General features: G+C 59.3%; 15 protein-coding genes. 12 read left to right on the forward strand and 3 right to left on the reverse strand.

The annotated features are described in order from the left end of the window. The first annotated feature begins 44 nt into the window (after nucleotides 1-44). The 12 genes from alaS to nusB all read left to right on the forward strand — a co-directional run bounded on the left by alaS (nucleotide 45) and on the right by nusB (nucleotide 11,535). Nucleotides 45-2,732: an alanine--tRNA ligase gene (alaS, locus tag HMPREF2875_RS02755; RefSeq protein WP_070670017.1), complete on the forward strand. Its 2,688-nt coding sequence runs from the start codon at nucleotides 45-47 to the stop codon at nucleotides 2,730-2,732. A 29-nt stretch (nucleotides 2,733-2,761) separates the two neighbouring features. Then, entirely contained in the window at nucleotides 2,762-3,310 is a 549-nt protein-coding gene (ruvX, locus tag HMPREF2875_RS02760; RefSeq protein WP_070670019.1) for a Holliday junction resolvase RuvX, read from the forward strand. Nucleotides 3,311-3,332: 22 nt separating this feature from the next. Next, nucleotides 3,333-4,526, forward strand: a complete 1,194-nt coding sequence (gene mltG, locus HMPREF2875_RS02765) for an endolytic transglycosylase MltG (protein ID WP_070670022.1) — start codon at nucleotides 3,333-3,335, stop codon at nucleotides 4,524-4,526. Nucleotides 4,527-4,532: 6 nt separating this feature from the next. Further along, nucleotides 4,533-5,333: a shikimate dehydrogenase gene (locus tag HMPREF2875_RS02770; RefSeq protein WP_070670024.1), complete on the forward strand. Its 801-nt coding sequence runs from the start codon at nucleotides 4,533-4,535 to the stop codon at nucleotides 5,331-5,333. 73 nt (nucleotides 5,334-5,406) lie between these two features. Continuing rightward, complete coding sequence (locus HMPREF2875_RS02775; RefSeq protein ID WP_070670026.1) at nucleotides 5,407-5,799, forward strand: prepilin peptidase; 393 nt, start codon at nucleotides 5,407-5,409, stop codon at nucleotides 5,797-5,799. A gap of 51 nt (nucleotides 5,800-5,850) precedes the next feature. Next, nucleotides 5,851-7,062 (forward strand): chorismate synthase, encoded by a 1,212-nt coding sequence (gene aroC, locus HMPREF2875_RS02780; RefSeq protein WP_070670114.1) that lies wholly within the window; start codon nucleotides 5,851-5,853, stop codon nucleotides 7,060-7,062. Further along, on the forward strand, nucleotides 7,059-7,568 hold the full coding sequence (locus tag HMPREF2875_RS02785; protein WP_070670028.1) for a shikimate kinase: 510 nt from the start codon (nucleotides 7,059-7,061) through the stop codon (nucleotides 7,566-7,568). Before aroC ends, HMPREF2875_RS02785 begins: the two co-directional genes overlap by 4 nt. A gap of 41 nt (nucleotides 7,569-7,609) precedes the next feature. Continuing rightward, nucleotides 7,610-8,680 carry a 3-dehydroquinate synthase gene (gene aroB / locus HMPREF2875_RS02790; RefSeq protein ID WP_070670030.1) on the forward strand — a complete coding sequence of 357 codons (1,071 nt, stop codon included), beginning with the start codon at nucleotides 7,610-7,612 and terminating at the stop codon, nucleotides 8,678-8,680. Nucleotides 8,681-8,723: 43 nt separating this feature from the next. Further along, nucleotides 8,724-9,149 carry a type II 3-dehydroquinate dehydratase gene (gene aroQ, locus HMPREF2875_RS02795; RefSeq protein WP_070670032.1) on the forward strand — a complete coding sequence of 142 codons (426 nt, stop codon included), beginning with the start codon at nucleotides 8,724-8,726 and terminating at the stop codon, nucleotides 9,147-9,149. A 44-nt stretch (nucleotides 9,150-9,193) separates the two neighbouring features. Continuing rightward, on the forward strand, nucleotides 9,194-10,285 hold the full coding sequence (locus tag HMPREF2875_RS02800) for a M24 family metallopeptidase (RefSeq protein ID WP_070670035.1): 1,092 nt from the start codon (nucleotides 9,194-9,196) through the stop codon (nucleotides 10,283-10,285). Between the two features lie 124 nt (nucleotides 10,286-10,409). After that, entirely contained in the window at nucleotides 10,410-10,973 is a 564-nt protein-coding gene (gene efp, locus HMPREF2875_RS02805; protein WP_039675637.1) for an elongation factor P, read from the forward strand. Between the two features lies 1 nt (nucleotide 10,974). After that, complete coding sequence (nusB, locus tag HMPREF2875_RS02810; RefSeq protein WP_070670037.1) at nucleotides 10,975-11,535, forward strand: transcription antitermination factor NusB; 561 nt, start codon at nucleotides 10,975-10,977, stop codon at nucleotides 11,533-11,535. 58 nt (nucleotides 11,536-11,593) lie between these two features. Here the strand turns inward: nusB and HMPREF2875_RS02815 are convergent, their stop codons facing one another. The 3 genes from HMPREF2875_RS02815 to HMPREF2875_RS02825 are packed head-to-tail and all read right to left on the reverse strand — an operon-like array spanning nucleotide 11,594 to nucleotide 14,170. Continuing rightward, complete coding sequence (locus tag HMPREF2875_RS02815; protein ID WP_070670039.1) at nucleotides 11,594-12,358, reverse strand: amino acid ABC transporter ATP-binding protein; 765 nt, start codon at nucleotides 12,356-12,358, stop codon at nucleotides 11,594-11,596. Continuing rightward, nucleotides 12,358-13,296 carry an amino acid ABC transporter permease gene (locus HMPREF2875_RS02820; protein WP_070670041.1) on the reverse strand — a complete coding sequence of 313 codons (939 nt, stop codon included), beginning with the start codon at nucleotides 13,294-13,296 and terminating at the stop codon, nucleotides 12,358-12,360. The genes HMPREF2875_RS02815 and HMPREF2875_RS02820 overlap by 1 nt, the downstream gene beginning before the upstream one ends. Beyond that, nucleotides 13,289-14,170, reverse strand: coding sequence for an ABC transporter substrate-binding protein (locus HMPREF2875_RS02825; protein ID WP_070670043.1), 882 nt, complete (start codon nucleotides 14,168-14,170; stop codon nucleotides 13,289-13,291). Before HMPREF2875_RS02825 ends, HMPREF2875_RS02820 begins: the two co-directional genes overlap by 8 nt. Nucleotides 14,171-14,172 lie beyond the last annotated feature (2 nt).

The following is a 14,172-nucleotide window of genomic DNA, read 5'->3' on the forward strand; positions in this document are numbered from 1 at the left end:
TGAGCGCTGACTAGAAACGACTCAACAGTGAAGGACTTTTGCTCGTGAAGACTCATGAGATCCGGGAACGTTTTACCCAGCACTTCGTCAAGGCCGGCCACGAAGCCGTGCCCAGCGCGTCGCTGATCCTGGATGACCCGAACCTGCTCTTCGTCAACGCCGGCATGGTTCCCTTCAAGCCCTACTTCCTGGGCCAGCAGAACCCGCCTTTTGCCAACGGCACTGCCACTTCAATTCAGAAGTGTGTGCGCACCTTGGACATCGAAGAGGTTGGTATTACCACCCGTCACAACACGTTCTTCCAGATGGCGGGTAACTTCTCCTTTGGGCAGTACTTCAAGGAAGGTGCAATTACCCACGCCTGGACGCTACTGACAAACTCAGTCGAAGATGGCGGTCTGGGCCTTGACCCGGAGCGTCTGTGGGTCACCGTCTATCTCGACGATGATGAGGCAGCCGATATCTGGCACAACAAGATTGGTGTTCCATGCGAGCGTATTCAACGCCTCGGCATGGAAGATAACTACTGGTCCATGGGTATCCCTGGACCGTGCGGTCCATGTTCGGAGATTTACTATGACCGCGGCCCGGAGTACGGCAAGGACGGCGGCCCTATCGAGGACGATAACCGCTACATGGAGATCTGGAACCTCGTCTTCATGCAGAACGAGCGCGGCGAGGGCATTGGTAAGGGCAACTTTGAAATCGTCGGTGAGCTGCCCAAGAAGAACATCGATACCGGTATGGGAATCGAACGCGTCGCCTGCATCCTCCAAGGCGTGGACAACGTCTACGAGACGGACCTGCTGCGCCCAGTCATCGACGTAGCTGAAGAACTTACCGGCGCGAAGTACGTTCCGGATGCGCCTAAGGAGGACCTCATCCGCTTCCGCGTGGTGGCTGACCATTCGCGTACCGGCATGATGCTGATCCTCGATGGAGTGACCCCAGGCAATGAGGGCCGCGGCTACATTCTGCGCCGCCTACTGCGCCGTATTATCCGTTCCGCCAAGTTGCTGGGAGCTCAGGGCGAAACCATGGAACGCCTGATGAACACCATCATGGACACCATGACTCCGTCCTACCCCGAGATCGCAGACAACCGCGAGCGCATCCTGCGCGTGGCCGTGGCAGAGGAAAAGGCCTTCCTTAAGACCCTGGAGTCCGGCACCAAGCTTTTCGACGAAGCCGTGGATGAGCTCAAAAACACCTCCCGCGCGGCCACCCCGAAGGTGCTGTCCGGAGAAAAGGCCTTTGAGCTGCACGATACCTATGGTTTCCCCATCGACCTGACGCTTGAGATGGCCCAGGAAGCCGGCCTCAGCGTAGACATGGACGGCTTTGACGCCGCCATGGGAGAGCAGCGCCGCCGCGCTAAGGCCGACAGCCAAGCTAAGAAGCACGGCCACGCAGACCTCTCGCTCTACCGCGACTGGGTGGATAACAATCCGACTGTCTTCACCGGCTACGAGACCCTTGAGTCTGATGCCAAGGTCATTGGTCTCGTTCGCGATGGCGAAAAGGTCTCCGAAGTCCAGGCGGGGGATACCGTTGAGGTGATTTTGGATCAGTCGCCGCTCTACGCCGAAGCCGGTGGTCAGACCGCTGACCGTGGCCGCATCCTCGCGGGGGAGACCCTGCTTGAGGTCAGCGACGTCCAGAAGGTGGGCAAGAAGCTGTGGGTACACAAGGCCACTGTGACCGCCGGCGGACTCGAACTGGGTAGCGGTGTTACCGCTGAGGTGGATGAGCAATGGCGCCACGGAGCTGTCCAAGCGCACTCCGCAACGCACCTCATCCACGCTGCCCTGCGTCAGGTGCTGGGCCCCACCGCAGTCCAGGCTGGCTCCTTGAACCGGCCGGGTTACCTGCGCTTTGACTTCAACTACACCGAGCAACTCACCGCGGAACAGCTGGAGGAGATTGCCCTAGTGACGAACCAGGCCGTAGACCAGCACTTCCCGGTCCACACCATCGAGACCACCTTGGATAAGGCTAAGGACATGGGCGCGATGGCGCTCTTTGGTGAGAACTATGGCTCCGAGGTCCGCGTTGTGGAGATGGGCGGCCCGTTCTCCATCGAACTCTGTGGTGGTACCCACGTGACCAACACGTCCGAAATCGGCCCAGTCTCCGTATTGGGTGAGTCTTCCGTGGGCTCTGGTGCGCGCCGCATCGAGGCCTACTCTGGCCTGGATGCTTTCCGGTACTACTCCAAAGAAACCGCTTTGGTGGAAGGCGTATCCCGCGAGCTTAAGGTTCAGACGGAGGACCTCCCAGAGCGTATCGCTCAGCTCACCGAAAAGCTCAAGGCAGCCGAGAAGCAAATTGCAGAGCTGCACAAGGCCCAACTCATGTCTCAGACCGCGGACATGATTGCAGGAGCTACGGACATTAATGGTTTCTCCGTCATTTCTGTCAAGCTTCCCAATGGCGTTAACGGTGGCGATTTGCGCACCTTGGCATCCGATATCAAGAACCGCCTGGGTGACACTGCCGGCATCGTGGTCCTCGCCTCTGAGAACGAGGGTGGCAAGATGCCGTTCATCGTCGGCGCTACCAAGGCAGCCAATGAGCGCGGTGTCAAGGCTGGGGACCTGGTGAAGACCATCTCTGGCTATGTCGACGGCAAGGGCGGCGGCAAGCCTGACATGGCCCAGGGCTCCGGTGCCGACGCCGCGGGTCTTGACGCGGCCTTCAACGCTGTGCGCGACGAGCTGTCTGCCCTGTAATCGCCGCCCCAGCCCTGAGGAGGAACTGCATGGCCGTTGAGCCGGACAAACCTGGAGTAGAGGACCCAGGCCCAGGCCGCCGACTGGGTCTCGACGTCGGTACTGTGCGTATCGGCGTTGCTGTCTCAGACCGCGAAGCCCGCTTGGCCATGCCAGTGGAAACCGTGCGGCGCGAAACCGGTTTTAAGGACCGTGATCAAGGCGATATTGATCGCCTCCTTCAGCTCATCCGGGAGTACGACGTTGTGGAGGTGGCCGTTGGCTTGCCGCGCGATCTCAAGGGCCATGGCTCTAAAAGTGTGAAACATGCCAAGGAAATCGCGTTTCGTATCCGCCGCCGCTTGGCAAAAGATGACACCATGAAGACACCTCCGCCCGTGCGCATGGTGGATGAACGCCTCACCACGGTGGTAGCCACTTCTGCGCTGCGGGCCTCTGGTGTATCAGAGAAACGTGGCCGCTCGGTTATTGACCAAGCAGCTGCGGTGGAAATTTTGCAATCCTGGCTGGATGCGCGCGACGTCGCGTTGAACGGCCACCAGCCTTCACATCTAGGAGACGAAGTACGTGAGCCGTAACCCTTCACGCATCGGACGCTCGATGGAGCCCCACCACGTCAAACGCCGTCAACGCGGTATGGCTGTGCTCATTGCCAGCCTGGTTCTTATTATCGGCGCTCTTGGCTACATCGGATTCCGCCTTTTAGGAGGAGGTAGCAGCTTGGATTATGAAGGCCAAGGCAATGGTGTGGTTCAGCTCGTTGAGGTTCCGGAAGGATCGTCAATGAGCGAGCTTGCCCCAGAACTCGCGGAAAGAAACGTGGTCAAGACCCCGGAAGCCTTCTCGTCAGCTGCCAATAGCAATCCGCGCGCTGGCCAGATCAAGCCGGGCTTTTACCGCCTTCAGGAAGAGATGAGCGCGAAGTCTGCGGTGGAAGCGCTGTTGGATGATGCCAACATGGTCGACCTGCTCGACGTCCAAGGAGGAGCCACGCTTCTCGACGTCAACGTGGTCGGCGGCGATGTCCGCTTTGGTATCTACTCGCTGATTTCCCAAGTTTCCTGCAAGGAGGGCGAATGCGTTTCCGCTGAAGATTTGGAGAAGATCGCCGCAACCGTGGATCCGGCAGAGCTAGGAGCCCCGGAGTGGGCCTTGGATGCTGTTCGTGCCCGCGGCGAGGACCCGAAGCGCCTCGAGGGACTTATTGCCCCTGGCCAGTACGTTCTCGATCCGAACATGGATGCCCAGGAGATCCTCACTGACCTCGTTACTCGCTCGACTAAGAAGTACAACGACACCAACATTGTCGAGCGCGCTAAGGCCATCGGTTTGACTCCCTATGAGTTGTTGTCCTCTGCTTCCCTGGTGGAGCGCGAATCCCCGGCAGGGGAATTCGACAAGGTTGCTCGAGTCATCCTCAACCGCCTGGATGAACCAATGCGGCTTGAGATGGACTCCACGGTGAACTACGGCCTTGAAGACGTGGAGCTGGCTACCACCGATGATGACCGCCACCGCGAGACGCCATGGAATACCTACGCTAAGGATGGTCTTCCGGATACTCCGATTGCCTCGCCCTCCAATGAGGCTATTGAGGCAATGGAGAACCCGGCGGAGGGCAATTGGCTCTTCTTCGTCACCGTTGACAGTGAGGGCACCACGGTGTTTACCGATAACTACGATGAGCACCTAGCTAACGTCGATGACGCGGTACGCTCCGGCATCCTCGATAGCCAGCGCGAGGCAGAGGGCGCTGGTGCGGCACCTGCCGACACCCCAGCAGAAGGCCAGTAACACCCAATGCCGCGCGTCGCAGTCCTGGGCAGCCCCATTGCCCACTCGCTGTCCCCGGTTCTCCACAACGCGGGCTATGCCGCGTTGCAGCTTGAGGACTGGGACTACACGAAATTCGACGTCACTGACTTGCCGGCCTTCTTGGAGACGGTGGGGGAGGAATACCGCGGCTTTTCGGTGACGATGCCGCTCAAATTCGATGCCCTGAAGTGTGCGGACATTGTGAGTGAGCGTGCTGAGCTCATTGGCTCAGCAAATACCCTCGTGCGTAGTGCTGACGGGTGGCGTGCGGACAACACAGATACCGAAGGTGTGCTTGGTGCACTTGCGGAACTGCTCGGAGAATCGGAACCAACGAACGCCCTGCTCATTGGCGCTGGTGGTACCGCTCGCCCAGTCCTGTGGGGGTTGGCCGAGCGCGGCGTCACGGACGTCACGGTGCTCAACCGCTCGGATCGCCTCGCGGAGTTGCGCCCGCTTGCCGACGCCCTCGGGCTCACCCTCCGCGCCGTCACCTTCACCGAGGACCTCGTGGGCGTAGCACGTTCGGTCGATCTCATTGTGTCTACCGTTCCCTCGGCGGCGCTCGACAGCCACCTCACGCAGCTGGCAAAGGCCCCTGTCTTTGACGTCATTTATGATCCCTGGCCCACGCCGCTCACTGTGTATGCGGCAGCAGACGGTTTTGCTACCGTAGGCGGGCACATCATGTTGGCGCATCAGGCCTTCTCGCAGTTCGAGCAGTTTACTGGCCATACCGCTCCGCGCACGGAGATGCTTGCGGCTCTCAACGCCGCGTTGGCCTAGTCTTCTGGCTCTAGCTTTCAAGCACTCGCCTTCTGGCGAGCATGCGGAATCCACACCGGGTACGCTCGCTGGCATGGGGGTTCTGATATTCCTGGCGTGGGGGTGCGCCTTAATCATTTATGACATCCGTTTCAAGCGGCTGCCCAATTACCTCACACTTCCTGCAGCGTTGGTATCGCTGTGGTGGTTTAGTCCAGCCGGGTTGATATGGCCCGGGCTCTATCTCGTGCTGGCGCTGGCCACACGACGCGGCAGTATTGGAGGCGGGGATCTGAAGCTGGCGATCCCGCTCGGCATGGCGACAGCCCACGTTGGGGGAGTGATAGGGGTTGTGGGGGCGATGATGGGGGCGTCGATAAGCACGGTGCTGTGGGGCCTTGTGATGCGGGATCGCGCACCTGCACACGGGCCTGGCATGCTCATCGCCGCAGCGCTTGTCATGATTTTTAGCCCCGACACGGTGTGATACGCAGCCCAGTGGCATCAAATACATACCTGGCGTGCGATAATGTTGCGCATGCTTCGTTGGACTACCGCAGGTGAATCCCACGGCCAAGCGCTCATCGCCTTGATGGAGCACATGCCGGCGGGGGTGCCTGTCTCTCAGAATGACATCGCTCTCCAGCTCTCTCGTCGTCGCCTTGGCTATGGTCGTGGCGCCCGTATGAAATTTGAGGCTGACGATCTCACCCTGCTTAGCGGCATCCGCCACGGACGTACCCTGGGCAGTCCCATTGCCATCATGATTGGTAATACCGAATGGCCGAAGTGGACCACCATTATGTCTCCGGATGCCCTTGACATGGAAAATCCGGAGGTAGTCAAGGCCATGGACTCGGGCCGTGGCGCCCCCTTGACGCGCCCGCGTCCAGGCCACGCTGACTTCGCCGGAATGGTGAAATTCGGGCACGACGAGGCTCGCCCTATCCTGGAGCGTTCCTCTGCTCGTGAGACTGCTGCCCGAGTGGCGGCTGCGGCCGTGGCACGTAGTTTCTTGCGCGAGACCCTCGGCGTTGAAGTTCTCTCCCATGTGATTTCTATTGGCGCCTCTGAACCATACGAGGGACCGCACCCCAGCTTTGATGCCTTGGAGGATATCGATGCCTCTCCGGTTCGTGCCTTCGATAAGGCAGCCGAGGAGTCCATGATTTCTGAGATTGAATCTGCCAAAACGCAAGGCGATACCCTCGGCGGCATCGTGGAGGTCATCGTTGAGGGCCTCCCCATCGGCTTGGGTTCCCACACTTCCGGTGAGGACCGCCTCGATGCGCAGCTTGCGGCTGCTCTTATGGGTATCCAGGCCATCAAAGGTGTCGAGGTTGGTGATGGTTTTGAAGAAGCCCGTCGCCGCGGCAGCGAAGCCCACGACGAAATGGTGCGCGCGGATGGTGGCGTGGAGCGCGAAACCAACCGTGCTGGCGGCCTGGAAGGTGGAATGACCAATGGTCAGACTTTGCGCCTGCGGGCGGCGATGAAGCCGATTTCCACTGTGCCGCGTGCCCTCAAAACTGTCGATATGACTACGGGCGACGCCGCGACAGCTATCCACCAACGCTCAGACGTGTGTGCCGTGCCGGCAGCCGGTGTAGTAGCTGAAGCCATGGTGGCGCTCGTACTGGCGCGGGCTGTGCTGGAGAAATTCGGCGGTGACTCCTTGGAAGAGACCAAGCGCAACATCGCTTCATACCAGGAGTATGTAGCCCGCCGCCTAGAGTGGGGTAAAGCATGAGTTCTCCGCAGGTTGTCCTCGTTGGCCCACCGGGTTCCGGGAAGTCCACCGTCGGCCGCCGCCTTGCCCGGGCGTTGAATTGCGAGCTCGTGGATTCAGATGAGCTCATTGAAGCTCGCTTCGGCAAGCCTTGCGGTGCGGTCTTCTCTGAGCTGGGTGAACCTGCTTTTCGGGAGGAAGAAGCTGAGGTTGTTCGTGAGGCATTGACCACCAAAGGCGTGGTCAGCCTCGGCGGCGGTGCAGTGCTTACTGAGTCCACACGCACGTTGCTGGATAACCTCAACGTGGTTTTCCTCGATGTCACGCCGGAAGAAGGCGTGGCACGCACCTTGGGCGATAGCAACCGCCCAGTTCTCGACTCCGCAGATCCCCTCGCTCATTATGCCCAGCTGCTCGAAACCCGCCGTCCGCTCTATACGGAGGTCGCTGACCTCAAGGTTCGCACCGGCGTGCGCTCCCCGCAGCAGGTGGTGGGCGATATTTTGAGCTTCCTCGAATCGCTGTAATCTTCTCCCCGCGCCCGCACTCACCAAGGAGCGTTCCCATCATGCACACCATCCCGGTCAACGGACCCTCGCCCTACGAGGTCACCATCGGCACGGATTTGAGCCAGAGCATCGTGGAGCGCGCCGCGTCCATTGGTGCGGCTAAGGTAGCTATCATCCATCAGCCGCCACTCGCTGCTGCAGCCGAAGCACTAGCTGCTGCTGCAGCCGGGCGTGGGCTAGCGGCCACTCTGGTGGAGGTACCTGACGCTGAGGCAGCTAAACAACTCGACGTCTTGGCGCGCCTCTGGGATGAGTTGGGTACGGCCGGATTTAGCCGCCGCGATGTCGTCGTTGGTCTTGGCGGTGGAGCCGTGACAGACCTCGCCGGTTTCGCAGCAGCGACATGGATGCGCGGTATCCCCGTCATTCAAGCACCGACGACACTCTTGGCCATGGTGGATGCGGCAGTGGGTGGTAAGACAGGTATTAATACCTCCGCCGGAAAGAACCTCGTAGGTGCCTTCCACGAGCCGGACTCTGTGTTTGTGGATCTGGACCGCCTGCGCACCCTGCCGGAGGATGAAATCGTGGCGGGGTCAGCTGAAATCATTAAGACCGGCTTCATTCACGATCCCGTGATTATCGAGCGGTACCTCGATAATCCAGTGTCCTGTCTTGATCCAGATGGTTTCCTGCCGGAACTTATTGAACGTTCTATCGCTGTGAAGGCGCACGTTGTGGGCCAAGATCTCAAGGAGTCTGGCCTGCGGGAAACCCTCAATTACGGCCATACCTTCGGCCATGCCGTAGAGCGGCGCGAGAAATACATCTGGCGCCACGGACGCGCGGTCGCAGTGGGCATGATGTTCATCGCCCACCTATCGCATGCTCGCGGTCTCATGAGCGCTGAGCTGGTTCAGACTCATCGCGATATCCTCACTTCCGTAGGTCTGCCCACGTCTTATGAGCAAGGACACTTCGAGGAATTGCTAGAAGCAATGAGCCATGACAAGAAGAACCGCGGCGGCCAGATTCGCTTTGTAGCCTTGACTGGTATCGGGGAGACTACCCGCATCGAAGACACATCCGACGATGAGTTGCGTGCCGCTTACGCTCAACTCAACGTCTAAACCGAGTTAAAAACCTAGCCCACCGCACCTGCAGGAGAATGCCATGACCATCCTCGTTCTCAACGGCCCCAACCTCAACCGCCTAGGAAAGCGCCAGCCGGAAATCTACGGCAGCGAAACCCTCGAGGACATCGAGAAGAGTATGCGCGAGGCAGCAGGGCAGGAGGAGATTATATTCTTCCAGTCCAACCATGAAGGTGAACTCATCGACCACGTGCACCGCGCGGCGGATGAGGGCTGGCCGGTCATTATTAACCCTGGCGGCTTTACCCACACCTCTGTTGCACTGCGGGACGCATTGGCGGAGGTTGCCGACGGCGCCGGCTTCGTTGAGGTGCACCTATCCAATGTGCATGCACGTGAAGCCTTCCGCCAGCATTCGTACCTCAGCCCCATCGCCCGTGGCGTTATCGCCGGTCTGGGTTCCTATGGTTACATCGCGGCTCTGAGGTACTTCGTGGCGGATTAGCTATCATGGAGTATCGCCTTTAGGAAGATTGGAGTGGTTCTCTCATGGCACTTGCCGATACTCGCTTTAGCAACCGCCGCCGTAAGCTGGCCTCAACGCTGGCTGGTCAGCGCATTGATGGCGTAGTGATTACACACTTGACACACGTGCGCTACCTGACGGGCTTCTCCGGCTCCAATGGTGGGCTGCTGCTGCGTAAGGATCTCTCCGCCCTGATGGCTACTGACGGCCGCTACACTACCCAGATTGCAGATGAGGTCCCCGATATCGAGGCAGTGCTGGGCCGCGACGTAGGACCACACCTTCTTAGCCAACTGGACGGTGAGATGCGTGTGGGTTATGAGGCAGATTATGTGAGCGTCTCACAGCTCAAGCGCATGGAAGAGGCGGCGCCGGAAGGCGTGACGCTGGTGCCGGTAAGCGGGGTTATCGAAGATATTCGCCTGGTTAAGGACCACCTTGAGCTGCAAAAGCTCGAAGAAATTGCTGCTTTGGCTAATCAGGCTCTTACCGAGCTCATCGAGGCAGGCGAGGTTGCCGCTGGCCGCACTGAGCGCCAGGTTGCCGCGGACCTGGAGTACCGCATGCGCATGCTCGGCTCGGAGCGCGTTAGTTTCGATACCATCGTGGCTTCTGGTGAAAACTCCGCAAAACCCCACCACGGTGCTGATGACCGCGAGCTACGCAATGGCGACCTTGTCACCATAGATTTCGGCGCTCACCTGCGTGGTTTCAATTCAGATTGCACCCGTACCTTCGTTATCGGCGAGGTGTCTGACTTCGCGCAGGAGATCTATGACATCGTCCTGCGCGCCCAGGAGGCGGGCGTCAAGGCGTCGGTACCGGGAGCCGCGCTTGTCGACGTCGACGCGGCATGCCGCGACATCATCACTGAGGCAGGCTATGGCGAGTATTTCGTTCACTCTACTGGCCACGGTATTGGCCTCGATGTACACGAGGGGCCATCGGCCGCGAAAACTGGTAAGGGCGAACTGGCCGAGGGGATGACGCTGACCATCGAGCCGGGCATCTATGTCCCAGGTAAAGGTGGAGTACGCATCGAAGACAGCCTCATCATCACCTCCGGTGCGCCGAAGATTATTACCGCCTACCCGAAGGACCTGCAGGTCCTCTAGTCCCAGCCGCAATGGGGCGGCAGGGACATTCCAGCGGCCCTACCTACAGTGTTCATATGCCGTACGGTATGCTTAGACACTGTTTTCATAGTTTCTACTTCAATGTATTCAGGAGAGTCATTTCATGGCAGATACCACTGACTTCAAGAACGGCCTCGTTCTGAAGATCGACAACAAGCTGCAGCAGATCGTTGAGTTCCAGCACGTGAAGCCGGGCAAGGGCCCTGCCTTCGTGCGTACCAAGCTCAAGGATGTGGTCTCCGGCAAGGTAACGGATAAGACCTTTAACGCTGGTGTCAAGGTGGAGACCGCTAACGTCGACCGCCGCGACATGACCTACCTGTACAACGATGGCCAGAACTACGTGGTCATGGATGACAAGACCTACGAGCAGTTTGAACTGCCGTTTGACAAGTTCGGTGACGCTGGCAAGTTCCTGCTGGAGAACATGCGCGTCCAGGTGTCCTTCCACGACGGCGAGGCACTTTTCGGCGAGCTGCCGATTTCCGTTGATCTCAAGGTTGAGCACACCGAGCCCGGCCTGCAGGGCGACCGTTCCAACGGCGGCACCAAGCCGGCCACTCTGGAGACTGGTGCTGAGATCCAGGTTCCGTTGTTCATTGAAATCGGCAACATCCTGAAGATCGATACCCGTACTGGCGAGTACCTCTCCCGCGTCAACAACTAAGATGACCCAGCCTGAGCCGAACTATAAGCGCCACACGGCGCGCTACCGTGCGCGCCGTCGTGCTGCCGACATCCTCTTCGAAGCCGAGTCGCGTGACGTTGACCCAGTGGCCATCGTCGATGACCGCGTGGTCCTAGCCCGCGACCCAGAAAACGGTGTTGCTCCCATCGCTGATTACACTCGCATCATTGTGACGGGTGCTGCTGAGGAGCTCGACGCCATCGACGAGGCCATCGCCCGTTACCTCTCCGATGAGTGGTCACTGGAGCGTATTCCCGCAGTCGACCGTGCGATTATGCGCGTAGCCGTGTGGGAGATCCTCTTCAACGAGGACGTACCGAACGCCACGGCACTCGTCGAAGGCGTGGAGCTTGCTTCGGAGTACTCCAACAATCAGGCCGCGCCTTATATCCACGCGGTGTTGGATGATGTTATCCAAGCACAGTCTGCTGATAACCCGATGACGTCCCACACTGAACAAGTCGAGGATGAGGACGCAGAAGAACCTGCGGACCCGACAGAAGACCTTGCCGAAGAGTCGTCAGATTCTTCCGATTCTTAAAAGCAAAAGTCCGGCCAGATCATGAGGATCTAGCCGGACTTTAGTCGTTGTATGCCACTTAGAGCAGCGAGGACAGGAAATCCTTAGTGCGCTGGTGTTGCGGGTTGTCCAAGACCTGCTCTGGAGTGCCAGACTCGACGACGGTGCCGCCGTCCATGAAGAAGATCTTGTCGGCAACCTCACGTGCGAAGCCCATCTCGTGGGTAACCACGAGCATGGTCATGCCATCGGCGGCAAGCTCCTTCATGACGCGCAGAACCTCGCCCACGAGCTCGGGGTCAAGGGCGGAGGTTGGCTCGTCGAAAAGCATGAGCTTGGGCTCCATGGCCACAGCACGGGCGATGGCGACGCGCTGTTGCTGGCCACCGGACAGCTGTACCGGGTAGGCGTCTGCCTTGTGAGCAAGTCCGACCTTGTCCAGCAGCTCCATGGCACGTTCCTTGGCCTGCTGGGGATTCTGCTTCTTGACCTGGACGGGCGCTTCAATGATGTTTTCCAGTACCGTGCGGTGACTAAACAGGTTGAACTGCTGGAAGACCATCCCGATGTCTTGACGCTGAGCGGCAGCTTCCTTTTCGGAGATCTCATAAAGCACGCCATCGCGCTCGCGGTAGCCGATAATTTCTCCGTCAATGTAGAGACGTCCAGCCGTCACCTTTTCCAAGTGGTTGCAGCAGCGCAAAAAGGTGGACTTACCCGAACCAGACGGGCCCAGCAGACAGGCAACCTCACCGGGCATGACGGTGATGTCAATTCCTTTGAGCACCTCCAGCTGGCCGAAGGACTTGCATACGTTTTGCGCAGAAATCATGGGAGTCGTCATTACTTCTTAACCTCCGGGATGACGGACACGTTGCGGGGGATGGTACCTTCGGCGTCGGCAAGCGCGGCGAGCTGGCGGCCAGTAAGTTCGCGCGTGGCTCCGCGCTCAAAGCGGTGCTCGAGGAAGTATTGGCCCACCATGAGCAGGGAAGTGATGACGAGGTACCACGTGGCAGCGACCATGAGGAGCGGAATGGGCTCGAAGAGAGCGGCCGAGATATCCGTGGCACGGCCAAAGATTTCTGCCGTGTAGGGAATGGCCACAACCAAAGAGGAGGTCTTGAGCAAGGAAATGAACTCATTGCCGGTCGGCGGAATAATGATGCGCATGGCCTGCGGCAAAACCGTGCGGCGCATGGTCATCCACCAGCCCATTCCCAGCGCCTTGGATGCCTCCTTCTGGCCCTCCGGAACCGAGGAAATACCGGAGCGCACAATCTCAGCCATGTAGGCAGCCTCATTGAGGCCTAAACCCAGCACCGCGAGCAGGAAAGCGTTGGTGAGCACGGCGGTAAGAGAAATCTCCGTAAAGCCCAAGTTGATGGATTGGTAAAGGGCAGACAGCAAGCCCCAGAACACCAGCTGGACATAAATAGGAGTGCCACGGAAGAGCCACAGGAAGACCCAGGACACGCCCCTCAGCACCGGGTTAGGGGACATGCGCATAACGGCGAGGGCGGCGCCACCCACAACGCCAATGATCATGGCCAAGATAGTAATGGCGATGGTGTGCAGGGCCGCAGTGGCGATGCGGGTATCGAAGAGATACTGCGCATACGTGCCCCATCCAAAGGCCTCATTGCGGGCCGAGGCAATGATGAACCAGACGGCCAAGAGGATAAGAACACCAGCGAAAACCCAGCGCCATGGGTGGCGGAGCGGGCGGGCCTCGATTTTAGGTGGGGGTGTAGGGGATGCCGGAGAGGAAGAATTAGTCATTGATCGGCCTTTCATTAATCATGGCGTGCTCGACGAGGCCGTCGTCGACGCCCCATTGTTGAAGTATCTCTGCATAAACGCCGGTATCGATGAGGTGCTGGAATGCCGCGGCCACAGCTGGACCTAAGTCGGAGTCTTTAGGCACGGCAAAGCCGTAAGGGGCGGCATCAAACATCTCGCCGACCATCTCCATGCGGCCATCCGAGCGGTTCACCGACCATGCAGAAACAGGGGAGTCGGCGGAAAGTGCATCGGCGCGGCCCATAAGCACGGCGAGGGCGGCGTTATCGCTCGTGTCATACGGCAAAATGGTGAGGTCACCGTCGCACGCTTCCTGCTTAGGTCGAAGGTCATCTGTCTCCGACACAGTGGTGCGCTGTACCGCGACCGTGAGTCCGCAAGGGTTGGAGGGGTCGACATCGCGGGGCCCATCGGTGAGGGCGGCCCACTGGATACCTGCGTAGAGAATATCGACGAAGTCGAAGTTTTCTCGGCGCTCGGCAGTGTCTGTAAAACCAGAGCCACCGAGGTCGACCTGACCTGCCTGGACGGCCGGCAGAATCATGGAAAAGTCTTGCTCGACCGGCTGAAACTCCAAGCCCAATACCTGAGCTACTGCATGCGCCAGATCCATTTCGAGCCCGATGATAGAGCCATCCGAGTCTTTGAACTCAAAAGGTGCGAAGGGTGGGTTTGTTCCTACGGTGAGGACACCGTCGGCGTCTTCATACATGGCAGCGATTTCAGGTACTTCGTCGACGTTGGGCGCGGACCACCCCTCCGGAAGTGCGGGTTCCTCATTGGTGACGCAGCCGGAGAGCATGGCTGTCACCGCCAGCCCGGCAGCGCCCACGATGGCTGCGGTCTTCTTCATGG

This window comes from Corynebacterium sp. HMSC078H07 (assembly GCF_001812805.1).
Classification (GTDB): domain Bacteria; phylum Actinomycetota; class Actinomycetes; order Mycobacteriales; family Mycobacteriaceae; genus Corynebacterium.